This is a genomic window from Acinetobacter sp. TY1 (genome assembly GCF_048551395.1).
Classification (GTDB): Bacteria; Pseudomonadota; Gammaproteobacteria; order Pseudomonadales; family Moraxellaceae; genus Acinetobacter.
Map to the genome: position 1 here is coordinate 13,461 of NZ_JBLYZK010000010.1, position 22,375 is coordinate 35,835.

Sequence of the window (22,375 nt, forward strand, 5' to 3'; positions counted from 1 at the left end):
AAAAAAAACAAAAAACAATATTGAAAAAAAAAGACCCACAAGTGTGGGTCTTTTTTAACACAGTTTATTAAGCTTGTTGAGCTTTTTCTTCAGAAAGGAAGAACCAAGTGTCTAAAACAGAATCTGGATTAAGTGAAACAGACTCGATACCTTGTTCCATTAACCAAAATGCAAGATCAGGATGATCCGAAGGTCCTTGACCACAAATACCGATATATTTACCAGCTTTACGACAAGCATGAATCGCCATAGAAAGAAGCACTTTCACCGCTGCATCACGTTCGTCAAAAAGGTGAGATACAATACCAGAGTCACGATCTAGACCAAGTGTTAGCTGAGTTAAGTCGTTAGAACCGATAGAGAAACCGTCAAAGTGTTCAAGGAATTGTTCAGCCAATAATGCATTGGTTGGTAATTCACACATCATGATCACTTTAAGACCATTTTCACCACGTTTTAAACCATTTGCGGCAAGAAGCTCAATTACACGCTTCGCTTCATTTACTGTACGAACAAATGGAATCATGATTTGGATGTTTGTAAGACCCATTTCATCACGTGCTTTTTTCAATGCACGGCATTCAAGCTCAAAACAGTCGCGGAAGTTGTCAGATACATAACGACTTGCACCACGGAAGCCCAACATTGGGTTTTCTTCTTCAGGCTCGTATAGCTTACCACCGATCAAGTTTGCATATTCGTTTGACTTAAAGTCAGACATACGAACGATTACAGGCTTGTCTGCAAATGCTGAAGCAAGGGTGGAAATACCTTCAACCAATTTCTCAACATAGAATTCGATTGGAGAAGAGTAGCCTGCAGTACGTGCCATAACAGCTGCACGTGTTTCACGTGGTAAGCTTTCAATGTTCAATAATGCTTTTGGATGCACACCAATCATACGATTGATGATAAATTCTAAACGTGCAAGACCAATACCTTCATTTGGAATTTGCGCGAAGTCAAATGCACGGTCAGGGTTACCCACGTTCATCATGATTTTGAACGGAAGAGCAGGCATAGATTCAATTGAGTTACGTTGAATTTCGAAATCCAAAGCACCTTCATAAATAAAGCCAGTGTCGCCTTCAGCACAAGATACAGTCACTTCTTGACCATCTACAAGAACTTCAGTTGCATTACCACAACCGACAATTGCAGGTACACCAAGCTCACGTGCAATAATTGCTGCGTGACAAGTACGACCACCGCGGTTTGTGACGATTGCTGCAGCACGTTTCATTACTGGTTCCCAGTCTGGGTCAGTCATGTCAGATACAAGAACATCACCTGGTTGTACTTTGTCCATTTCTTTGATTGAAGAAACGATACGAACTTTACCAGAACCAATGCGTTGACCGATTGAACGACCTTCACACAGAACAGTACCTTTTTGTTTAAGCAGGTAACGTTCCATTGTGCCGACATTTTCACGGCTTTTTACAGTTTCAGGACGTGCCTGAACGATGTAAATTTGACCGTCATCACCGTCTTTTGCCCATTCAATATCCATAGGCGCTTGGTAATGTTCTTCAATGATTAACGCTTGTTTAGCTAATTCTTGAAGTTCTAAGTCATTTAAAGCAAATTGTTGGCGTTCAGCTTTTTCAACATCTACGACAACAACTGATTTACCTGTAGTGCCTTCTTCACCATAAATCATTTTTTGGTGTTTAGAGCCAAGGTTACGACGAATAACTGCATGTTTACCATTGCGAAGAAGTGGTTTAGAAACATAGAATTCGTCAGGGTTAACCGCACCTTGAACAACCATTTCACCCAAACCGTAAGATGCAGTAATGAATACCGCTTCACGGAAACCAGATTCTGTATCAAGTGTAAACATTACACCAGCAGCGCCAGTTTCTGAGCGAACCATACGCTGAATACCCGCAGATAATGCAACGATGTCATGGTCAAAATTTTGGTGTACGCGGTAAGCAATTGCACGGTCATTATAAAGTGAAGCAAATACTTCTTTAATCGCAATTAAAATATTGTCGATACCGCGAATGTTTAGGAAAGTTTCTTGTTGACCCGCAAATGAAGCATCTGGCAAGTCTTCAGCAGTTGCAGAAGAGCGTACAGCAACAGCAACGTCAGGGTTGCCTTTTGAAAGTTCAGCGAACGCATCACGAACTTCTTTTTCTAAGCTTGCTGTAAGTGGGGTATCAACAATCCATTGACGAATTTTAGCGCCAGTTTCTGCAAGAGCGTTAACATCATCAACATTCAATTGTTTTAATTCAGCTGAAATTTTAGCATTTAAACCGCTTTGCTCAAGGAATTCACGATAGGCAGCAGCAGTGGTTGCAAAACCACCTGGTACTGATACGCCAGCATTTGCTAAATGGCTGATCATTTCACCAAGTGATGAGTTTTTACCACCCACGAGTTCTACGTCGTGTTTCCCGAGTTTTTCCAGACCGATTACGCGTGCTTCCAAAGTTGTTACTCCACTTTTGCAGTATTCACTATCTTGGTATCAAATTATAACAAAAAAAACCGCTTTTTGATTCAACCAAGCGATAGTCATGTAAGATGACGTTACTATAAAGATTATACAGTGCGATGACAAATGTTTGAGGAGAATTTTAATGTCGGGAAGTAACCAAATAAAGAGAAGCGTTTTTTTTATTTCTGATGGTACAGCTATTACCGCTGAAACACTGGGTCACTCTTTGTTGGCACAGTTTCCACATGTGAAATTTGACATTCATATTATCCCTTATATTACGAGTGAAGAGGCTGCCATGAATGTGGTCGAAGAGATCAACAAACGGGCGGAAATAGATGGTGAACAACCCTTAGTTTTCGATACTTTAGTTGACCCTTACGCACGAGATATTATAAATACTGCAAATGCTGTAAATCTTGATGTATTTGAAGGGCTTATCAGTAAACTGTCAGATGTTTTAGGAACTGCGCCTACAACTTTAGTCGGACAGACCCATGCTGTGACCGATTCTGAGTCGTATAAAGCACGTATTGATGCTGTACATTTTGCTTTAGATAATGATGATGGTGCACGTACACGACACTACGATAAAGCTGATTTAATCCTGATTGGCGTGTCACGTTCAGGTAAAACACCGACCTCTATTTATCTATCATTACAGTTTGGAATTCGTGTAGCGAACTATCCACTTACAGAAGAAGATTTAGATGATAATCGTTTACCTGCGGTCTTAAAAGAGCATAAACACAAGCTTTTTGGTTTGATGATTGATGCAGAACGCTTGGTTGCAATTCGCTCTGAACGAAAGGCAAATAGTCGTTATGCGAGCTTTAGTCAGTGCCAAATGGAGTTGCGTGCGGTAGAGGGAATTTATATTTCGGAAGGAATAAAACATCTCAATGTTTCTGAAATGTCTATTGAAGAAATCTCAACTCGTGTGTTGCAAATGACAGGTTTAAAACGTCGAATTGGATAATATTTGTACACTTTTAAGGATTTTGTAAGATCCTAGTTTGAGCGTTAATAATTCTTCGTATTTTTATATATTTCGAAAAAAAGCTGAACATCTGTTCGGCTTTTTTTGTGTGAAGTTGTGATTATTTAAGGTGACTAAAATAACAATAATAAATGCTTTAGTAACCTGTTTGAATGATGAATTTATTGCTAAAAAAAGCGTTATTTTGAACATAAAATAATCACATTGGGGGTGGGTTTTGTTGTTAACTTTGCATGGTATCACTAAAAAAAATGGCCTTTATAGTTGTGAAAATGATACTAATATTGTTTTACGTGATATGAGGTATTACAAGTATTTAGAATATAAATAGTTGAGAGATGCTATTTTGCCTATTTTTTGTTCTGAATTTTGAATTGAACATCAAAGAAATGATTTTTGGGTTCATGCGCTTCAGCAATAATTGATTTTTTTGATGATGTTTGGCATCAATACAAAAGTAATCAGAGATATTATATAGATATGATTTATATTTTAATGATATGAAAAGGTGGTTTTTTTGAGTTTTGACTGATCAAGTTAGTGCTGTATAAAAGAGAAGCTCTTATTAGCTTCTCTTTTTATTGGCAGAATCTAATATGTGGTAATAATAACATCAACTAAATGTTCAATGCCTTCCATACTTTGTACAGCATTTTTAGTAATTTTTAAGATAGGCCATGTAATTAGTTTGCAGTTGCCTTTTTGCAAAGCTGAATAATAGGTATCCGATTTAAAAAATACTTTCTTCTCTGTGGCAGAGTTTGGCATGAGTTGACGTTTCATCCAAGTATTACTGACTTGTGATTCTAAATAGCGAATCGCCAATAAAGATTTTACACGGTTGTTAAATAAGTGGCGATTTTTACTAATGAGAGGGTGGGCAATAATTTTTTGAATCGCATTTTCGGTTTGAGGTAAAACAAAATGAGGTTTAATTTGAAAAACTTTTACAAATTGCGCTTGTTTGATCAATAGTGCAAGATGAGAAATAGTCAGTTGATTTGCGCCAATCACAGCAACGTTTAATCCTGAAAAATTGGCGATTTTGATTTGGTCAGCCGCAATGATTTTTCCCTGAAATTCTTGAAAATACTCAGCGCTATTGTAGAAAAAACTATCTTGTTGCTGCTTTTGTTTTGACATCCGATGTAATCCTTTTTGTTTTAATTGTTTGCAGTGAGTTCTGCTGTTAATTCATATATCCAACTTGGAGCCTTTGGTAAAGATTTTTCTAGTATCTGGTCAGTCATTTTCACTATAAAATCAATGGGGCTGTGAAATCATTTTAGATTGCGATCAACGGTTTTTTTGCCATGAAATTGGATCAGTTGGAACCAAGGGTTACGGCGATCTTCTACTGTACCTCCACCAATACGAGAGAATTTTCTTATTGCGACATACAGTTTTTTTTCGGGTAAACCTAACTTAATGTCGTTGACCCACATTTTATTGATCAGTGATCAATAAGCTAAAGTCGCAAGCAATAAGTGTGAATCAACAATACGAGCAGCCATTTTCCCGAGTTCAATCGTACTTTTATTGATGCCTTATGTCTTCATGACGCTTAAAGCCAATACCTAAGTGTCGTGCCTCATCGTCATTAATGAGTTAAAAAGCTTAGTGATAGACAGGATCATCAATTGTTTCAAGGACAAATGTAAAAAATTACACCATCGAGAGTGACTTTAAGCATAGGAATGACTGCGCCTAATATATAAAAAGGCATATCATCAGCATAGGTGTCGAGCCATTCAATAATCGGGCGTAATTTTTATTGGCTTTGGAGTGCCATCCTCTAACATATTCAAACGTTTCATCTGTTCTATTTCAGCATTGGCATGGCATTGTTCTTCAGCGTGAAAAATGGCATACATTTCATGCAGTGTTTTGGTTGTAGCTTTATTGCTTTTCTTCTGATGTGTATATTAATGAATAAGTGTATTTAAAATGAGATGGCAATTTATTTTAAATTGAAGAATTTAATCAATAGAATATGAGTATTTAAGTTTTATTCTTCAAAAAAATAGAACAGATTTTGTATATTAGCTTGATCGTTAACTATATTATTACGCGTGAATATTAAGCAATAAATTAAACAGAGTGATTGATTATGCAGATTAAAATAATTTTCATTGGGGTAATGGTTCTTTCTCTAAGTTCAATCAGTAGTGCTGTAGATACTAATGCTCAAGAGAAAATTCAAATTGTTAAGAAGCTTTATAATAGTCTACTGGATGGTTCAGCCTTAGGCGAGGATGAAGCCATTCGTCGTTATGGTAGTCATGAATTACGTCAAATTTTAAAGAAATTAGAAGTCATTTCAGATCATAATGAAGGTGATCAGTGTGAATGGCAGGCGGCAGGTGTGCTTATTCCGGGTCAAGACACTGATTTAACTGCAAACAAAATTCAATACTCAGTGTTACAAAATGGTCGAGTACGTGTGCAGGCGAAAAATTTTGGTCAAAGTTTTAAAGTTGATTTTGATGTGAAATGTACAAATTTGGGCTGTAGTATTACTGATTTTTATACACCACAAAGTTATAAAAATATGATGGCAAGTTATGCTCGTAAAGGTCAATGTTGATTAATTGACCCACTATATAAAAATAGCCACTTTTAGCGTGGCTATTTTTATGTATAAAGATTCTAAGTACGGAAAATAGTATTTAATTTGACTGTTTCAAATCCATTAATAAACTAAAGTTATTTAAACGTTTGTCTGTGTCGAAAATATCACAAGTAAAAATGAACTCATCGACGTCATATTGCATGAGTAATTTTTCTAAACCTTGTTTCACTGTTTCAGGTGAACCAATTTGTGCCATCGCTAAGAAATTCTGTACCGCAATTTTCTCTGACACAGACCATCGACCTTCCATGGTTTGAACAGGCGGTTGAAGTTTTAGACTACGTCCAGTCAATAAAGCTAATATTCTTTGATAGACACTTGTTGCTAAAAAATCTGCTTCTTCATCGGTGTCAGCAACAACAGTTGGTACGCCCATAGATACATAAGGTTTGTCTAAATATGGGGAAGGTTGGAAATTTTCACGATAGAGCTGAATCGCTTGACCGAGCATACGAGGAGCAAAATGTGAAGCAAAGGAGTAGGGAAGTCCCAACTGTGCGGCAAGTTGTGCGCTAAATAAACTTGAACCAAGTAACCATACAGGGACATGCGTATTTTGTCCTGGTGTTGCTGTAATGCGTTGTCCTTGTTTAGCTTCACCAAAGTAGCTCAAAATTTCTAGGACATCTTGTGGAAATTGCTCTTCAGTTTCTTGGCGACCACGTCTTAATGCTCGCATTGTGACTTGATCTGTTCCCGGTGCACGACCTAAGCCAAGTTCAACTCGTCCTGGGTACAGTGTTTCTAATGTACCAAATTGTTCAGCCACAACAAGTGGAGCATGGTTAGGTAACATAATGCCACCTGAGCCAACTTTAAGTGTCGATGTATTGGCAAGTAAATAGCCCAGAAGTACAGCTGTAGCAGAACTTGCAATACCATCCATATTATGATGTTCGGCTAGCCATAAGCGTGAAAAACCAAGTTTTTCAGCATGCTGTGCCAATTCAAGGGCATGTTGTAAAGAAAATTGTACCGATTTATCTTCACGGACGGGAGCAAGCTCAAGAATGGAGAATTGCGTATTGTGCAATGAGCGCATATTTAAACTCTTTTATAATCATATATCGAAATAATACGATATATGGGGGTGGAAGTATATCGCTTATTTTCGATATTTGTGTGTATTAAATATTGATCATTGCAAAATAGATTTTGTAATTTTTATCAGGCGTAAAAAAACACCCGAAGGTGCTTTTGAGTTGAGTGAGTAAGTTAATCACGCCAATTTTTATTTTTGTACTGACCGTAGTGATGACCATTGTCATGGCGATAATTACGATCATTATAACGATAATTTGAGTTACGATAGCCTGATGATCTGCGATCATAACGATCATTGTAGTTGCCGTTATAGTTACGGTCATAACGGTCATCATAACGACGATCTTCAGAGACTTTTTTACCTAAAGAAGCCCCACCTGCCGCACCAAGCGCAGAGCCAATATAGCCACCTGTCGATCCAGATACATTCCGACCTACAGTATAGCCACCAGCGCCACCGAGTGCTGCGCCAATTGCGGCACCTGTACGATCTTTGCGGTTTGCAGAAGCAGCTGCACCACCAATCGCTGAACCGATCATTGCACCAGTTGAGCCACCCATTTGCTGACCAATTGCCGCACCAACCACACCACCTAAGGCTGAAGTTAATGCAGTATTTGTACTATTACCTGCATGTGCAGTGGTTATTAAGCTTGTAGCGATTACCGCTGCGCCGATCATTGCTGTAATTTTCATGGTCAACTCCTTGAGAAGCTTCTCTAATATTTTGTCTTGAGTTTAATGTAACGAAATACTTCACTTTGATTGTGAATGCTCATGTATGCAACATGATGTGAATAGTAAATGCTTTGTATCCACTCTTATTAATTTCTCCATAATTATGTTCGTATTCTTGTTTTAATCTGTGCAATATTGAAACTAAAGAAAGTGGTTCAAAGGATAAATTAAAGGGTACGAATACATAAAAAAGCCCTCAATCGATATCGATTGAGGGCTTTTTCTCACCGCACATTAAATTAATGACGGTGCTTTTTATAATACTTTTTGTTGTGCTTTTTACTATATTTGCGGTCATCGTAGTGGCGATCTTCAGATACTTTTTTACCTAAAACTGAGCCACCCGCTGCACCTAATGCAGAACCAATATAACCACCTGTTGAACCGCCCATATTTTTTCCGACAGTATAACCACCGACACCGCCTAAACCACCACCGACTGCGGCTGCTGTACGGTCACGTTTATTGGTTGCAACAGCAGCACCACCAGCACCGCCAAGCGCAGAACCGATCATTGCACCTGTGTTGCCGCCCATTTGTTTACCAATTGCTGTTCCAGCAACGCTGCCCAATGCAGAAGTTGCTGCAATACGTGTCGAATTATCTGCATGCGCACTAACCGTAAATACTGAAGAAACTGCAAGTGCAGTACCAAGTAACATTGCATTAAGATTCATCATTCACTCCATGTCCTGTTAGGGACTAATGTCTTTCATTTAATATTTGATGTAAGCAATGTACCAAAGACAAGGGCTTTGAATGTGGAGATGAAATACTAGAGTTATAGCGTTTGGTATCGGAGTGTATGCTTTGTATTAATATTGTCTATTTAGAAAACAAATGATTGAAAATTTTGTGAAATATGTCACAAAAAAATAAAAACTTAATTTTTATAAAAATACATATAGATGAAACGATCAAGTGTAGTAGTAGAAGTCAGCGAATAGATATGTCAATTAAGAGGCAGAATCGTTAAACTAAGCGCAATTTTAGAATTCTTTACTTAATTTGAGTATGCTGCATCAAATGTGATGTATCACCCGATAATATTGATAGAAGCTTTATTTTATTGATTTTATATTGGCTCTAAAAAGTAAAGACGAGCTTGAGAATAGATTTAAATGAAAGAATCGTTACGTTTACGATTAGATCAACTGTGTGATCGACATGAAGAATTAGAAGCCTTATTGGCAGATATCGAAGTCATTTCTGATAATAAGCGTTTTCGCAATTTATCTCGTGAACATAAAGATTTAACAGAAATTACAGATGTTTGGAAAAAGTATAAACAGGCAGAAGAAGATATCGTCACGGCTGAAGCGATGCTTTCTGATCCTGACTTTAAGGAAATGGCGATTGAGGAAATTAAAGAGAATAAAGCTTTAATTGAAAGCCTTGAAGCCGATCTGAATGTCTTGATGATTCCAAAAGATCCAAATGATGCCAACTCTGCATATTTGGAAATCCGTGCAGGAACAGGCGGTGATGAAGCTGCTATTTTCTCGGGTGATTTATACCGTATGTACAGCAAATACGCCGAATCACAAGGTTGGCGTATTGAAGTACTGTCCGAAAATGAAGGCGAACACGGTGGTTATAAAGAAATTATTTGCCTAATTAATGGCGATGGTGTGTACGGTCGTTTGAAGTTTGAAAGTGGTGCGCATCGTGTACAACGTGTGCCTGCGACAGAATCACAAGGTCGTGTGCATACTTCTGCATGTACGGTAGCAATTTTACCTGAAATTGATGTCGATACCACGGTTGAAATTAATTCATCAGAATTACGTATTGATACTTACCGCGCATCAGGTGCGGGCGGTCAGCACATTAACAAAACCGATTCAGCGGTACGTATTACCCACCTTCCAACAGGAACAGTAGTAGAGTGTCAGGACGAGCGTTCACAGCATAAGAATAAAGCCAAAGCGATGGCATTACTTGTGTCACGTTTGGAAAATGCAAAACGTGCTGCTGCTGATGCCGCAACATCGGAAATGCGCCGTGATTTAGTCGGTTCAGGTGATCGCTCAGAACGTATTCGTACTTATAACTACCCACAAGGTCGTATGACGGATCATCGTATCAATTTAACGTTATATAAGTTGGATGCCGTAATGGAAGGCGATTTAACTGAACTTTTAGACAGTTTACACCGTGAATATCAAGCAGATCAGTTGGCGATGCTTGCACAGCAGAATGGTGGCTAATGAACATTGCACAGGCTTTAGCCTTACGTGGTGAACCTGAAAGCTACGAACGCCAAGAAAATGCATGGTTGCTCGAACATATCACTAAAATTGATTCATTTGATTTGGTGATGAAAAAAGAGCAAGTATTGACTGCTGAACAAGAGCAAAGCTATGTTGATGCTTTGAAACGTATTGAAGCAGGTGAACCTTTAGCCTATGTAACAGGTTCACAGCCATTTTGGACACTTGATTTAAAAGTCACTAAAGATACGCTCGTGCCTCGTCCAGATACGGAAGTTTTGGTTGAAACGGTGTTGCATTTAGATTTGCCTGAAGATGCCCGCATTGTCGACTTAGGTACAGGGACGGGTGCAATTGCATTGTCTTTGGCAATTGAACGTCCTGATTGGGATATTACTGCAACTGATATTTATGAGCCAACGCTCGAAGTTGCACAGTTTAATGCTGAGCAACATGATTTAAATCATGTCAAATTTGCCTGTGGTAGTTGGTTGAATGCTTTGAATCGTAATCAATATTTCGATGTGATCGTGTCTAATCCACCATATATTGATGCTGATGATGTGCACATGAAAGATTTGGAGACTGAACCAAGACGTGCTTTAGTAGCTGAAAATCATGGTTTGGCTGATATTGAGTTGATTATTCAGCAAGGTCAAAAGCACTTAACAGTAAATGGTTGGATTGCGCTTGAACATGGTTATGATCAGGCGGATGCCGTACAACAGTTATTTAAAAAATATGGCTTTAAAGACATTCGTACTGTGAAAGATTACGGTGGTAATGATCGAGTAACCTTAGCATGTCATGCATAAATGACCTATTACAGATCATTTAAGCGTTAAATGTTAAATATAAGAATAAAAAACCGAGCAAATTGATTTGCTCGGTTTTTTGCTTATTAATATCATGTTTAAATAGTAAAATACTGAATTTTATAGAGTTCAGCAAATAATTAACTTTTAAAGCTTTTAAAGATAGGTATCCGCGATGCTATCTGCAATATTTAGTTGATTTAGACCATCTGTTTCAAGGGCTAAACAGAGTGCAACAATTTTAGCTGTTTCTGCAATATTCTGTTTTTTTAATGCCAAGCCTGTTTGAATTTCTTCGAGGCATTGTTGATTGATATCTAAAGCATCGGCTAAATCGATTGGATTATTTTGATCCATAAAATTGGCGATGACTTTTTTAAGTTCGATATCTGAACTGCTGAGAATCCCTTGGCGCATTTGCTCATCAAGATCTTCAACGTGGTTGGAAAATGAATGAGTAAAATTTTGCACAAGACTTGCGTCAAGTACATTAATCATTTTAAGCATGGCAATAACCTAGCTGTTTAACAGGGTGGGAGAGTAGAGTTTAAAAATAACTCAAAATATGAGTGAAAAATAAACGATAAATCACTCTACTGCAAGTAGAAATAGATGAGTGGTATGCAATTTTTTCAAGCAGAGTTTTACATTGTTTTTTTTCATATTGAATAGAGACTAGTTACTCCTGCCCATCTAATGTAATATTTTCATGGCGATAACTGCCAGGACTTACACCTGTCCACTTTTTAAATGCACGGTGAAATGCACTCGGGTCTTGAAAATATAAATCATCACTAATCTGTTGCAAGGTTTTATCACTGCGACTGAGCAATTCAATAGCGGTATCTCTCCGAATTTCATTTTTAAGTTGTTGATAACTGAAGCCTTCACTTTTTAAACGTCTTTGAATTGTTGCTTCCGAAATGTTTAAAAAATGAGTTAATTCATTGAGTTCAAGCCATTCTGAAGGATGTTTTTGCATTAAATGCTTACGAATGATTGAGCTTAACGCATGCGGGTTTTTAAAGCGAACCAATAAATTTTGTGGTGTATTTTGAATAAATTTTTGCCATGTAGAATGGTCTTGTTTAATTGGTGTTTTGAGCCAACTCGCATCAAATTGAATATAATTTTCATCTGCTAAATAGCCAATATTTTCACAAAAACGGACTTTATAGTCTTGATCATCTTGAGGTGCATTGCATTTAAGTTCGATACGATTGAGCGTAATACGTTGTCCTGTCAGCCAACACATCAGTCCGTGAATGAGCATTAAATATGTCGCATAGCTAAACATTCGCTTGGGCTGATCTGTGTCATAAATCACGATATAAGCGTAGTTTTCTTCGGTAAAGAGCGTGCTTTGAAAATCATCTAAAATTGCATTTAAAAATTGTAAAATTTGTCGTAAAGCCGTATGTAACTGATCGGCATGCATGACCATTTCTGAGAGTAATTTATAACTTCCTCTACGCATATGATGACGGTCCATACCAAAAAACTCATCATTCATGGCATTGGCAAGTTCAGTCCAAAGTTGCGCATAGGCTTCGACTGAAACACGAGCAAGGGGAGAATGAAGAATCTCAGATGCAATGCCTGCTTGATCGAGTATAGGATCAAGAGTGATGCCCTGATTTTTTGCTTCCTGCAATGCTTCATGCACCAAGCTGACGGAAATCGTTCCTTTGCTGTACTGTAACGGTTGATTCTTCAGCGTGTTATCCATTATTTTGTTGGGCATCCATTGTCCAAAAACATCATACATGATGCAACTTTTGGAAATTGTACTCAATTAGACTTACGATTACTCTGCGTGATATGCAAATTTTGTATCGTTAATGCGATACCTGAAAAAAATGAAAAGGATAGAATATGAAAATTGAAGGGAAAGTCGTTGTTGTGACAGGTGGTGCATCAGGTTTAGGTGCAGCAACTGCAAGTTTCTTGGTTGAACGCGGCGCAAAAAAAGTCATCATGGTCGATATGAATCAAGAGCTTGGTCAAGCCTTAGAACAAGAATTGGGTATAGCATCAAAATTTGTAAAACTAGATGTTACCGATGAAACTGCAGTACAACAATTTTTTCAACAGCTCGAAAAAGATGAAGGTCAACTCAATGGCTTAGTCAATTGTGCAGGTATTGGCCCTTCGGCTAAAGTTTTGGGTAAAAATGGTATTCATGCTCTAGATGCATTTCAAAAGGTTTTGAATATTAATGTATCAGGGACATTTAACATGCTACGTTTTGCGGCAGATGTGATGTCACGTTATGAGTTGAAAAATGGCGAAGAAGATCGGGGTGTTATTGTCAATACTGCATCTGTTGCAGCATTTGATGGTCAAATTGGTCAAACGGCGTATTCAGCTTCGAAAGGTGCGGTAGTTGCAATGACTTTACCTTTGGCACGTGAGCTTTCTCAGCATGCAATTCGTGTGATGACTATTGCACCAGGAATTATGGAAACACCGATGTTAAAAGCACTACCGCAAAATGTACAAGATGCTTTGGGTGCTATGGTGCCATTTCCACCGCGTTTAGCAAAGCCAACTGAATTTGCACAGTTGGTCGGTCAGATTTTTGAAAATGGCTATTTAAATGGTGAAGTGATCCGTTTAGATGGTGCAATTCGTATGCAACCACGTTAATCAAACTTATCCGTACTATTTAATCGTTTAGTTTTATTCAAAATTATTAAAGATGAGCGAATTTTGAAGTTCGCTCATTTACCTCAAATATTTTTAATAAATCATTTTGCATAAAAAACACCCTTAAATTGAATTTGATTAGTTTAAGGCTAGGCTTTTCATTGCCTAAAATTTGTGAATATTGAAAATATAAATTTAAAAACTGAGCATTATTGTGACTAAAAGCAAAGCACAGTGAAATATCGATAGGGTCAGCTTGAATAGTCATGATCCAAGCAGTAAGAGAAGGGAATCAACATGATTTTAAATGAAGAACAAAAAATGATTCAGGACATGATGCGTAATTATTCGCAAAATCAGCTTAAGCCTACAGCAGCAGAGCGTGATAAAACCCATCGTTTTCCTGCTGAAGAATTAAAGGCTTTAGGTGGATTAGGTGCATTAGGGATGACTGTTGCACCTGAATGGGGTGGAGCAGGGCTTGATTATATTTCGTTAGTTTTGGCGATTGAAGAAATTGCTGCGGGTGATGGTGCAATTTCAACCATTGTCAGTGTACAAAATTCATTGCCATGCGGCATTACGCAAAAATATGGTACGCAAGCACAGAAAGAACAGTATTTGAGCAAATTGGCGACAGGTGAGTGGCTTGGTTGCTTCTGTTTAACTGAGCCTCAAGCGGGTTCAGATGCAGGGGCATTGCAGTGTAAAGCTGAACGTGTAGGCGATGAATGGGTATTGAATGGCACGAAACAATTCATTACATCAGGAAAATATGCCCAAATTGCCATTGTATTTGCAGTCACAGATAAAGCTGCAGGTAAAAAAGGTATTTCTTGTTTCCTTGTGCCGACGCAAACTAAAGGTTTTATTGTTTCTCGTATTGAAGAGAAAATGGGGCAACATTGTTCAGATACGGCTACCATTGTTTTAGAAAATTGCCGTATTCCTGTGGATCACTTGCTCGGAAAAGAAGGTGAAGGTTATAAAATTGCATTGTCAAATTTAGAATCAGGACGGATTGGGATTGCATCACAATGTGTAGGAATGGCACGTGCCGCTTTAGAAGCAGCGGTTGAATATGCTAATGATCGTAAAGCTTTTGGTGTCGAACTTGTACAGCATCAAGCTGTAGCATTTCGTTTAGCCGATATGGCAACACAAATTGAAGCTGCACGCCAATTGATTTTTCATGCGGCAAGCTTAAAAGATGCAGGTTTGCCATGTTTAAAAGAAGCCTCAATGGCGAAATTATTTGCTTCTGAAATTGCAGAAAAAGTTTGTTCAGATGCGATTCAAATTCATGGCGGTTATGGCTATGTTTCAGATTTTCCTGTAGAGCGTATTTACCGTGATGTACGTGTTAGCCAAATTTATGAAGGTGCATCAGATATTCAGCGTTTGGTGATTGCACGTGAAGTCATTGCAGGATAAATTACTTTAATGTGAAATTTTTATCGATTGGAAAAAGTCAGTGTTAAATACACTGACTTTTTTATTTTTTTAAATATTTAATATAAAACAAAATGATAGATCTTATCCAAAAACTGCATATCGTTTGAGGTGTTTGGAAATTGTGCGCATATTCTAATCGTGGTTATCTATAGATATACATAGAAATAAACAGTTTCAAAATGAAACAGTTTTAAAAGAATATTTATCGATACATGGATCTACAAATCATGAAGATTTGTATACACGAATAAAGGAAGCGTGATGAAAACATTAGAACAGGCGTATCAAACTTTTAATTATGAGCAATTGATTCAAGAGCAATTGGTTGGCCATCCTCAATCAATCAATGCTTATGAAGAGTGTTGCGGTCGCTATGTGGGGCAAAATAAAGTAGCGCTGATTTGGGAAGGGAAACAAGGTGAGTCGGAACGATGGACTTTTGATCAACTTGCCGAAGCGTCAGCTCAACTTGCACATTATTTTCAATCGATTGGCATTACAACAGGAGATTGTATTGCAGGTTTATTACCACGTACGCCTGAATTGCTGATTACAATTTTAGCAACATGGCGTATTGGTGCGATTTATCAGCCTTTATTTACTGCTTTTGAATCGAAAGCCATTGAGCATCGGATTGAAACTGCGGGAACACGTCTGATTGTGACCAATAGCGAACAACGCACAAAACTGAATGAAATTGAAAATACAGAAATTTTAACCATTCATGCGCAAGGAAAAGTATCTAAAGATGCAGATTTTTGGACGGAAATTGCTAAATATTCTACTCATTTCTCATCTGAAAAGCTGAGTTTTGAAGATGACTTTCTGATGATGTTTACTTCAGGCACAACAGGTTTGGCTAAATCGGTGCCTGTACCTTTAAAAGCAGTGTTGGCGTTTAAGGAATATATGCATCATGCAGTAGATTTGCGTGAAGAAGATTCTTTTTGGAATCTAGCCGACCCTGGTTGGGCATATGGTTTGTACTACGGTATTGCAGGACCATTGGCTTTAGGTCATAGCATTATTATGGATGAACGTGCATTTAGCGTAGATAACGCCGTGCAAGTAATCAAAAAATATAAAGTCAGTAATTTGACTGGTTCACCGACTGCATTTCGTATGTTTTTTGGATTTAAAGAGCAATTTGATCAAGCGATTCAATCACATTTACGTGTAGTAAGTAGTGCAGGCGAGCCTTTAACTCCAGAAGTCATCCATTGGTTCAAGCATGATTTAGAGGTTAATATTTATGATCAATATGGACAAACTGAACTTGGCATGGTGATAGGAAATCATCACGCACTCGAACATCCCATTAAAGTAGGCTCAGCAGGCTTTGCCAATCCGGGACATCGTTTTGCAGTGCTTGATCAACATCATCAAGAAGTTGAGAGTGGGGGTATTGGTACTTTAGCCATCGACTTTGCACAGTCACCTTTAACTTGGTTTAAGGGCTATGGTGGTAACAATCGTAAATCTTTTGTGGGTGACTACTATTTAACAGGTGATACTGTTCGTTTAAATGAGTTTGGTGGTGTTGATTTTATTGGTCGTGCTGATGATGTAATTACAACTTCGGGTTATCGTGTTGGTCCTTTTGATGTTGAAAGCACATTACTTGAATGCACTGAAGTTCTTGAATCTGCAGTAATTGGTAAACCAGATCCTGAGCGAACTGAATTGGTCAAAGCCTTTGTGGTACTTAAACCTCATTATGAGGGTAATGAAGCATTGGGCTTAAAACTACAAGAATATGTACGTTCACGGTTGTCGAAACATTCATATCCAAGAGAAATTGAATTTGTGCAAAGTTTACCTAAAACATCAAGTGGCAAAATTCAACGTAATTTACTCAAACAACAAGAAGTTGAATTAATGCAAAAGCTACAAAAAGTTAGTTAGTGCTGATTTTATAACTGATTGAAAGAATTATTTTACTCACCCAACACGATTTTAAATCATGTTGGGCTTTCCTTTAAAAAATATTGTAATTACAATGGAATGTTTTTGTAATTTTGTTTCGATGTTTTAATGCAGAATAAGTTGCTATTCTTTAAGCATTATTCAAAATGATTTTTTATAGCTATCACATTTCAGCAAATTTTTAGATAAGCTAGATGCCTTACATCTTCTACCCGATATAGGCTCGAAACGTAATGGACTCATTTGATCAAGCATTGGAACTCAGTGAAGCTGAAATGCACCTTTATGCACGTCAGATTTTATTGGAGGGTTGGGATCTTGAAGCACAAGAACGGTTAAAACTTGCTAATGTTTTGATTGTGGGTTGTGGAGGCATTGGTTGTACGACTGCGGAGCTTTTAGCACGTGCAGGTGTAGGTAAAATTACCTTAATTGATTCAGATACGGTGGAAATTAGTAATTTACAGCGACAGATTGCTTTTACCAGCCAAGATATTGGTTTTTATAAAGCCGAAGTTTTGGCGAAGCGTTTAAAACAGATCAATGCTTATATTGAAATAGACAGTCATGTTGCACAGTTCAATGCTGAAAATGCAGATGCACTCATTGCACAGCAAGATTTAGTCCTTGATGGTTGTGATAATTTTAGTACCCGTTATTTGGTCAATAGTGTGTGTACGCAACGTAATGTAGCCTTAATTAGTGCATCTGCAATTGGTTTTGAAGGTCAATTGTTTATGGTGGAAGGTGATTCAGCATGTTATGAATGTCTATTTCCCAAAGAGCAACATGCAAATGAAGCTTTGCGTTGTGCAGATTCGGGTGTGCTTGCAACCACGCCAAATGTAATGGCAAGTTTACAAGCGCATCATGCGCTGTTGTATTTAGGGCTCGGTACAACGCCATTGAAGCAAAAAATGTTACTTTGGGAAGGTTTAAGCATGAAACAACGTATTTTAGCCTTTGAAAAAGATGTGGAATGTACAAACTGTCAGGCAAGACAATCCGCAAAAGCATTTTAATTTGTTACACTCGAAGCAATTTATTTAAAGTCAGATCTTATGAAAAATAATATTTTCCTAGATGGACTCCGTTCAGTTGCCCGTGTGGGTGAAACTGCGGTGATTGCTGCAAAGGCAGGTATTCGCTACGCCACAGAAAAACCAAGCAATGCCAAGTTGATGCGTGAAACATTTGAATCACTTGGTTCAACATATATTAAACTTGGACAATTTATTGCGAGTACGCCATCCCTCTTTCCTCGTGAATATGTTGAGGAATTTCAAGGCTGTTTAGATCAAACGCCATCATTGCCATTTAGTTATGTTGAAGAAGTTCTAGCTTCAGAATTTGCTGGACGCAATTTGTCAGAAATTTTTGCATCGATTGATGAAAAACCATTGGCATCTGCATCTATCGCACAGGTGCATGCAGCAAAGTTGGTATCGGGTGAAGATGTTGTCATTAAGGTACAGAAGCCTGGCGTGGAAACGATTTTATATACCGATTTGAATGTTTTACATTGGGCGACCAAAGTGCTTGAACGTGCTGTGCCAAAAGTAAAATTTGCATCTTTGGCGGATATTGTCGATGAGATTAAAACACGTATGGTACGTGAAGTAGATTTTATTGAAGAAGCTAATAATCTCGATGATTTTGTTGAGTATTTACAAGTTTCTCAAAATACTGCGGCAACTGCTCCGAAAGTTTATCATCAATATTCAACGCGTCGTATTTTGACTATGCAACGTTTGTATGGCGTGCCATTAACCGATTTTGAAGTCGTAAAAAAAGTAGCAAAAGATCCTTCACAAGTCTTGGTTACAGCCATGAATACATGGTTCGGTAGCCTAATGTTGTGTAAATCTTTTCATGCCGATTTACATGCCGGTAATCTGATGTTACTTGATGATGGTCGTATTGGATTTATTGATTTTGGTATTGTCGGTCAGCTCAAACCTGAAGTTTGGCAAGCCTGTATGGCATTTATGGATGCTTTACAAAAGACTGATTATCCATTGATGGCTGAAAATATGCTGAAAATGGGCATGACCAGTACTAAAATTGATACTGCTGTACTTGCTGCTGATTTAGAACGCTTGTTTAGTGGTGTTTTAATGGCAGATCCACAACAGATTTTGTCGTCTAATCCTGCTGATTTGAATGATATTATGATGGATATGGTCGGCGTTGGTGAACGTCACGGTATTCGATTCCCACGAGATTTTGCATTACTTTTCAAACAAATGTTGTATTTTGATCGATTTATGCGAGTGCTTGCACCGTATACCGATATCTATGCAGATCAACGTATTCAAATGGTTCAATCACTTGATCCTGCATCATTATTGAAACATTGATATCGTATTTTTGATTAAATAAATAATCCCCCTCAACCTCCTTTTAATAAAGGGAGGAGCTCTTCAATATATATGTAAAAGTGGGGGAACTCCCCCATTATCAAAAGGGGGGATTTATTAGGGGGATTCAAAGGAATGTTTATGGACGCAATTATCATTGAAGGTTTAAAAGTTGAAACTGTAGTGGGATGTTTTAATTGGGAACGACAAATTATTCAACCACTAATGCTTGATCTGACCATCAATACATCACTTGAAAATGCATCAACTTCAGATGAACTTGACGATACGCTAAATTATGCAGAAATATGTGAAATTTCAGCAAAAGTGATTGTTGATGCCGCCCCAAAATTGATCGAACATGCGGCAAAGCTAGTACTTGATGCGCTTTTTTCTACCTTTCCAAGCATTGAATCGATTATGATTACAATCCGGAAGCCTGCCATTATCGCGCAAGCAAATTCTGTAGGAATTCGTCTTGAACGCCACCGAAACGATTTTCGCCCTAGCATTGGCGAGTAATTTAAATCCTCAATATCATTTTCAGCATGTTTTTAGCCAAATCCAAAATTTGGGTTCTGTGCAATTTTCTCCAATTTATTTAATTCCGTGTCGTGATGGTGTGGGTGAGGATTATTGGAATGCTGCCTGTTTACTAAAAAGTACCTTGTCAGTTGATGCTTTAACGGTCTTGTTAAAACAGCTCGAAATAGAATCGGGGCGTGTACGTCCATCGCATCAAATTGCTTTAGATATTGATCTTATTGCGTGGGGTGGTGATCTTAATCATATGCAATTTAATCCCAAAAAATTACCTTTGGCGTTGGATGTAAAAATTCCGATGTTAGATTTATGGTCAATAGATTTTTTCAAACATGAAAAACATCAATTTCCAATCATTGTTTTATAAATTAAAAAAATTAGAGGGTTGCTTGCTATGTATTTAAAGTCATTTGCGGTATTTAGCTGTGTACTTGCGTTGAGTGCATGTCATCATTTGCCTAAAAAACCAGTACAGCAACCAAGTGTGACAGTTGAAAATCAGACATTGCAGCAACGAGATCAGCAGTTAAAACAAAAAATATATAATTACACGCAAGATCAAGCTTTATTTGATGTGGCATTTGATGATTTGAATAATGATGGAAAAGAGGATGCAATTGTTCTTTTGAAAGGGCAAGATTGGTGTGGTTCAGGTGGTTGTACCATGTTGATTTTTAAAGGGCTGCCAAATCAACAATTTGAATTTATCAGTAAAACGACATTGGTCGATACACCTGTTTATTCCACAACATATTTACACAATGAATGGAAGCAATTGTTGGTGTATAGCCGAAAGCATGGACAGGTTATGTTAAAGTTTGACGGAATGAAATATTCATTAAATCCATCTTTACTCCCAGTTCAAAGTGCTAAGCTTGCACCGAATAGTGCCCATTTATTATTAGGACAGCCTTAGCTATTTTAAAAGTAAAAAATCTTCTTTTATTATTCTAAATTTAAAATTAATATTTATTTAAATAACGAAAGAAGATGTTACTAAGTAAAAGCTAATGATTGTTTTAAATGTTATTTTAAATTATTTTTAGCTTATCCATGAAATAAGAAAAATTAATGAAATATTCATTAATAATGTTTTTAGAAATCCCTCTCTTAATCTAATAAACATATTGTTAAAAATCAATTTTGATTCTCAATCATTGTATGACCTATTTCGTGACTTAATGAAATTGCCTATAAAATTTTGAGGGTGGATTGAAGGTAATAGAATCTGTAATATTTTTTAAAACTGTAAAAATTACATTTCCAGTCGCTTTAATGATTTCAATAATAATATATTTAATTATTTCAGGTTGATTACTCAATAATGAAATTAATTTATAACTTAGTCTTTTATTTAGTACTCATTTTTCTGACCAGAGAAATTCTAATGTTTGAGTAATTTTTTGAGTTTGGTCTAAGTTTAAAGCCTTTAGTTTATGAATAAATCACGACCGATAATGTGCATCTTTCTGAGCATGAATATTATTAATTTTTATATAGATATTTAGGAGAGTTTAAGAGGATTACATATTTATTGATATCCCCAAAACTTATAAGGAAATGTGCTCGATAAGGAAGAAACTCTCATTCCTTGTTTAACTCAATTTGAGCTTCATATAATGTCTAAAAAATAATGTTGGCTGAATAATGATTTTTTATTTTTAATGTAATGTTCTGAATTATACATATTAATTTTTTATAGTTTTTAATAAGAATTAACTAAAATAATAAATTAAAGTAATTTAAATTTTATAATTAATATTTTGAATCATTAATTTTTATATTCTAAAATCTTTTAATTTTAAGTTGAATTATCTTTAAATTTAGAGGGGACTAAATGTAGATTTTTTAGATTAAATAAAAAGCTCACATTTGTGAGCTTTTTAGGAATCCAGATAAGAAATTTTTTTAAATAAAATAACTCGTCTTTGTCATTAATTTAGAAATAGCCGTCATCGTAATTTTCACTGGTGCTGGTAAATCGACACCACCTGCATTTAAAGCCGTATCACGATGATGCAATTCATCTTCATTCATTTGTACTAAAATTTTACGAGAACGTTCATCTTGTGGAGGAAGTTCACTAATATGTTGTTGTAGGTGGAGGCTTACTTGGCGTTCAGTTTCTGCGACAAAACCTAGACTATATTTATCACCAGCAATACCTGCTAAAGCACCCATACCAAAAGATAGGCCATACCAAACAGGATTAAATAAACTGGTATGACTGTCCAATTCTTTTAAGCGGTCTTCACACCAAGCCAAATGATCTTGTTCTTCAATGGCTGCAAATTCCATTTCCTGACGTACTTTAGGTAGTTTCGCCGTGAGTGCTTGACCGTGATATAAAGCTTGTGCGCAAACTTCACCACTATGATTGACACGCATTAGCCCTGCAACATGGCGAGCTTCACTGACTGCAAGTTGTGTAGTCGTACCTTCAGATGGATTGCTACGCTGTGCAGAGGTTGCACCAGGAACAAGACTGCGTAATGCTTGATCAAAGGAGTTGATGAGTTTGTCGATGCCTGTATATTGACGCATA

22 protein-coding genes are annotated in these 22,375 nt (G+C 37.1%); 12 read left to right on the forward strand and 10 right to left on the reverse strand.

The genetic code is table 11. The annotated features are described in order from the left end of the window. Nucleotides 1–67: 67 nt before the first annotated feature. Nucleotides 68–2,446 carry a phosphoenolpyruvate synthase gene (gene ppsA / locus ACK2M2_RS08065; protein ID WP_409511425.1) on the reverse strand — a complete coding sequence of 793 codons (2,379 nt, stop codon included), beginning with the start codon at nucleotides 2,444–2,446 and terminating at the stop codon, nucleotides 68–70. 151 nt (nucleotides 2,447–2,597) lie between these two features. Between ppsA and ACK2M2_RS08070 the strand changes: the two genes are divergently transcribed. Continuing rightward, complete coding sequence (locus ACK2M2_RS08070; RefSeq protein WP_409511424.1) at nucleotides 2,598–3,434, forward strand: pyruvate, water dikinase regulatory protein; 837 nt, start codon at nucleotides 2,598–2,600, stop codon at nucleotides 3,432–3,434. 612 nt (nucleotides 3,435–4,046) lie between these two features. On the opposite strand, the gene ACK2M2_RS08075 is transcribed toward ACK2M2_RS08070, so the two are convergent. Both ACK2M2_RS08075 and ACK2M2_RS08080 read right to left on the reverse strand, forming a co-directional pair. Next, nucleotides 4,047–4,598, reverse strand: a complete 552-nt coding sequence (locus ACK2M2_RS08075; protein ID WP_419347336.1) for a flavoprotein — start codon at nucleotides 4,596–4,598, stop codon at nucleotides 4,047–4,049. A 137-nt stretch (nucleotides 4,599–4,735) separates the two neighbouring features. Continuing rightward, the gene (locus tag ACK2M2_RS08080) at nucleotides 4,736–4,900 is read right to left on the reverse strand and encodes a hypothetical protein (protein ID WP_419347339.1); all 165 of its coding nucleotides are present in this window, start codon (nucleotides 4,898–4,900) and stop codon (nucleotides 4,736–4,738) included. A 665-nt stretch (nucleotides 4,901–5,565) separates the two neighbouring features. Between ACK2M2_RS08080 and ACK2M2_RS08085 the strand changes: the two genes are divergently transcribed. After that, on the forward strand, nucleotides 5,566–6,042 hold the full coding sequence (locus tag ACK2M2_RS08085; RefSeq protein ID WP_419347342.1) for a hypothetical protein: 477 nt from the start codon (nucleotides 5,566–5,568) through the stop codon (nucleotides 6,040–6,042). Between the two features lie 82 nt (nucleotides 6,043–6,124). Here ACK2M2_RS08085 and ACK2M2_RS08090 read toward each other — a convergent pair whose 3' ends face one another. The 3 genes from ACK2M2_RS08090 to ACK2M2_RS08100 form a co-directional block, all read right to left on the reverse strand. After that, a complete protein-coding gene (locus tag ACK2M2_RS08090; protein ID WP_419347344.1) occupies nucleotides 6,125–7,129 on the reverse strand; it encodes an LLM class flavin-dependent oxidoreductase in 1,005 nt (334 codons plus the stop codon). 173 nt (nucleotides 7,130–7,302) lie between these two features. Continuing rightward, nucleotides 7,303–7,827 (reverse strand): glycine zipper domain-containing protein, encoded by a 525-nt coding sequence (locus tag ACK2M2_RS08095; protein ID WP_419347347.1) that lies wholly within the window; start codon nucleotides 7,825–7,827, stop codon nucleotides 7,303–7,305. A 281-nt stretch (nucleotides 7,828–8,108) separates the two neighbouring features. Further along, the gene (locus ACK2M2_RS08100) at nucleotides 8,109–8,546 is read right to left on the reverse strand and encodes a hypothetical protein (RefSeq protein WP_409511418.1); all 438 of its coding nucleotides are present in this window, start codon (nucleotides 8,544–8,546) and stop codon (nucleotides 8,109–8,111) included. Between the two features lie 444 nt (nucleotides 8,547–8,990). Here ACK2M2_RS08100 and prfA point away from each other — a divergent pair, with 444 nt between their 5' ends. Both prfA and prmC read left to right on the forward strand, forming a co-directional pair. Next, a complete protein-coding gene (prfA, locus tag ACK2M2_RS08105) occupies nucleotides 8,991–10,079 on the forward strand; it encodes a peptide chain release factor 1 (RefSeq protein ID WP_409511417.1) in 1,089 nt (362 codons plus the stop codon). Continuing rightward, nucleotides 10,079–10,897, forward strand: a complete 819-nt coding sequence (prmC, locus tag ACK2M2_RS08110; RefSeq protein ID WP_419347351.1) for a peptide chain release factor N(5)-glutamine methyltransferase — start codon at nucleotides 10,079–10,081, stop codon at nucleotides 10,895–10,897. The genes prfA and prmC overlap by 1 nt, the downstream gene beginning before the upstream one ends. Nucleotides 10,898–11,053: 156 nt before the next feature. Here the strand turns inward: prmC and ACK2M2_RS08115 are convergent, their stop codons facing one another. Together ACK2M2_RS08115 and ACK2M2_RS08120 are read right to left on the reverse strand one after the other, a co-directional pair. Then, nucleotides 11,054–11,404, reverse strand: a complete 351-nt coding sequence (locus ACK2M2_RS08115) for a hypothetical protein (RefSeq protein ID WP_419347354.1) — start codon at nucleotides 11,402–11,404, stop codon at nucleotides 11,054–11,056. Nucleotides 11,405–11,576: 172 nt separating this feature from the next. Next, complete coding sequence (locus ACK2M2_RS08120; protein WP_419347357.1) at nucleotides 11,577–12,641, reverse strand: AraC family transcriptional regulator; 1,065 nt, start codon at nucleotides 12,639–12,641, stop codon at nucleotides 11,577–11,579. Nucleotides 12,642–12,772: 131 nt separating this feature from the next. Between ACK2M2_RS08120 and ACK2M2_RS08125 the strand changes: the two genes are divergently transcribed. Next, on the forward strand, nucleotides 12,773–13,546 hold the full coding sequence (locus ACK2M2_RS08125; protein WP_419347360.1) for an SDR family NAD(P)-dependent oxidoreductase: 774 nt from the start codon (nucleotides 12,773–12,775) through the stop codon (nucleotides 13,544–13,546). Nucleotides 13,547–13,592: 46 nt separating this feature from the next. On the opposite strand, the gene ACK2M2_RS08130 is transcribed toward ACK2M2_RS08125, so the two are convergent. After that, nucleotides 13,593–13,814, reverse strand: coding sequence for a hypothetical protein (locus ACK2M2_RS08130; RefSeq protein ID WP_419347363.1), 222 nt, complete (start codon nucleotides 13,812–13,814; stop codon nucleotides 13,593–13,595). 29 nt (nucleotides 13,815–13,843) lie between these two features. Between ACK2M2_RS08130 and ACK2M2_RS08135 the strand changes: the two genes are divergently transcribed. The 7 genes from ACK2M2_RS08135 (at nucleotide 13,844) to ACK2M2_RS08165 (ending at nucleotide 20,746) form a co-directional block, all read left to right on the forward strand. Continuing rightward, entirely contained in the window at nucleotides 13,844–14,980 is a 1,137-nt protein-coding gene (locus ACK2M2_RS08135; protein ID WP_419347366.1) for an acyl-CoA dehydrogenase family protein, read from the forward strand. Between the two features lie 282 nt (nucleotides 14,981–15,262). Next, on the forward strand, nucleotides 15,263–16,906 hold the full coding sequence (locus ACK2M2_RS08140) for an AMP-binding protein (RefSeq protein WP_419347369.1): 1,644 nt from the start codon (nucleotides 15,263–15,265) through the stop codon (nucleotides 16,904–16,906). A 254-nt stretch (nucleotides 16,907–17,160) separates the two neighbouring features. Further along, nucleotides 17,161–17,949, forward strand: coding sequence for a HesA/MoeB/ThiF family protein (locus ACK2M2_RS08145; RefSeq protein ID WP_419347372.1), 789 nt, complete (start codon nucleotides 17,161–17,163; stop codon nucleotides 17,947–17,949). 39 nt (nucleotides 17,950–17,988) lie between these two features. Then, nucleotides 17,989–19,287, forward strand: coding sequence for an ABC1 kinase family protein (locus tag ACK2M2_RS08150; protein WP_419347375.1), 1,299 nt, complete (start codon nucleotides 17,989–17,991; stop codon nucleotides 19,285–19,287). 141 nt (nucleotides 19,288–19,428) lie between these two features. Next, the gene (folB, locus tag ACK2M2_RS08155; RefSeq protein WP_419347378.1) at nucleotides 19,429–19,809 is read left to right on the forward strand and encodes a dihydroneopterin aldolase; all 381 of its coding nucleotides are present in this window, start codon (nucleotides 19,429–19,431) and stop codon (nucleotides 19,807–19,809) included. After that, the gene (locus ACK2M2_RS08160; protein ID WP_409511406.1) at nucleotides 19,766–20,197 is read left to right on the forward strand and encodes a 2-amino-4-hydroxy-6-hydroxymethyldihydropteridine diphosphokinase; all 432 of its coding nucleotides are present in this window, start codon (nucleotides 19,766–19,768) and stop codon (nucleotides 20,195–20,197) included. The genes folB and ACK2M2_RS08160 overlap by 44 nt, the downstream gene beginning before the upstream one ends. 27 nt (nucleotides 20,198–20,224) lie before the next feature. Next, nucleotides 20,225–20,746 (forward strand): hypothetical protein, encoded by a 522-nt coding sequence (locus ACK2M2_RS08165; RefSeq protein WP_419347381.1) that lies wholly within the window; start codon nucleotides 20,225–20,227, stop codon nucleotides 20,744–20,746. Nucleotides 20,747–21,738: 992 nt separating this feature from the next. On the opposite strand, the gene coq7 is transcribed toward ACK2M2_RS08165, so the two are convergent. Further along, nucleotides 21,739–22,374, reverse strand: coding sequence for a 2-polyprenyl-3-methyl-6-methoxy-1,4-benzoquinone monooxygenase (gene coq7, locus ACK2M2_RS08170; protein WP_419347383.1), 636 nt, complete (start codon nucleotides 22,372–22,374; stop codon nucleotides 21,739–21,741). Between the last annotated feature and the right edge of the window lies 1 nt (nucleotide 22,375).

Bases quoted from the DNA above. Each gene is read 5' to 3' on its own strand.
- ACK2M2_RS08085 (WP_419347342.1), top strand. From the start codon at position 5,566: ATGCAGATTAAAATAATTTTCATTGGGGTAATGGTTCTTTCTCTAAGT.
- ACK2M2_RS08120 (WP_419347357.1), bottom strand. From the start codon at position 12,641: ATGCCCAACAAAATAATGGATAACACGCTGAAGAATCAACCGTTACAG.
- ACK2M2_RS08080 (WP_419347339.1), bottom strand. From the start codon at position 4,900: ATGTGGGTCAACGACATTAAGTTAGGTTTACCCGAAAAAAAACTGTAT.
- ACK2M2_RS08145 (WP_419347372.1), top strand. From the start codon at position 17,161: ATGGACTCATTTGATCAAGCATTGGAACTCAGTGAAGCTGAAATGCAC.
- ACK2M2_RS08090 (WP_419347344.1), bottom strand. From the start codon at position 7,129: ATGCGCTCATTGCACAATACGCAATTCTCCATTCTTGAGCTTGCTCCC.
- prfA (WP_409511417.1), top strand. From the start codon at position 8,991: ATGAAAGAATCGTTACGTTTACGATTAGATCAACTGTGTGATCGACAT.
- ACK2M2_RS08140 (WP_419347369.1), top strand. From the start codon at position 15,263: ATGAAAACATTAGAACAGGCGTATCAAACTTTTAATTATGAGCAATTG.
- coq7 (WP_419347383.1), bottom strand. From the start codon at position 22,374: ATGCGTCAATATACAGGCATCGACAAACTCATCAACTCCTTTGATCAA.
- ACK2M2_RS08125 (WP_419347360.1), top strand. From the start codon at position 12,773: ATGAAAATTGAAGGGAAAGTCGTTGTTGTGACAGGTGGTGCATCAGGT.
- ACK2M2_RS08135 (WP_419347366.1), top strand. From the start codon at position 13,844: ATGATTTTAAATGAAGAACAAAAAATGATTCAGGACATGATGCGTAAT.
- folB (WP_419347378.1), top strand. From the start codon at position 19,429: ATGGACGCAATTATCATTGAAGGTTTAAAAGTTGAAACTGTAGTGGGA.
- ACK2M2_RS08075 (WP_419347336.1), bottom strand. From the start codon at position 4,598: ATGTCAAAACAAAAGCAGCAACAAGATAGTTTTTTCTACAATAGCGCT.
- ACK2M2_RS08070 (WP_409511424.1), top strand. From the start codon at position 2,598: ATGTCGGGAAGTAACCAAATAAAGAGAAGCGTTTTTTTTATTTCTGAT.
- ACK2M2_RS08100 (WP_409511418.1), bottom strand. From the start codon at position 8,546: ATGAATCTTAATGCAATGTTACTTGGTACTGCACTTGCAGTTTCTTCA.
- ACK2M2_RS08150 (WP_419347375.1), top strand. From the start codon at position 17,989: ATGAAAAATAATATTTTCCTAGATGGACTCCGTTCAGTTGCCCGTGTG.
- prmC (WP_419347351.1), top strand. From the start codon at position 10,079: ATGAACATTGCACAGGCTTTAGCCTTACGTGGTGAACCTGAAAGCTAC.
- ACK2M2_RS08095 (WP_419347347.1), bottom strand. From the start codon at position 7,827: ATGAAAATTACAGCAATGATCGGCGCAGCGGTAATCGCTACAAGCTTA.
- ACK2M2_RS08130 (WP_419347363.1), bottom strand. From the start codon at position 13,814: ATGACTATTCAAGCTGACCCTATCGATATTTCACTGTGCTTTGCTTTT.
- ACK2M2_RS08165 (WP_419347381.1), top strand. From the start codon at position 20,225: ATGTATTTAAAGTCATTTGCGGTATTTAGCTGTGTACTTGCGTTGAGT.
- ACK2M2_RS08115 (WP_419347354.1), bottom strand. From the start codon at position 11,404: ATGCTTAAAATGATTAATGTACTTGACGCAAGTCTTGTGCAAAATTTT.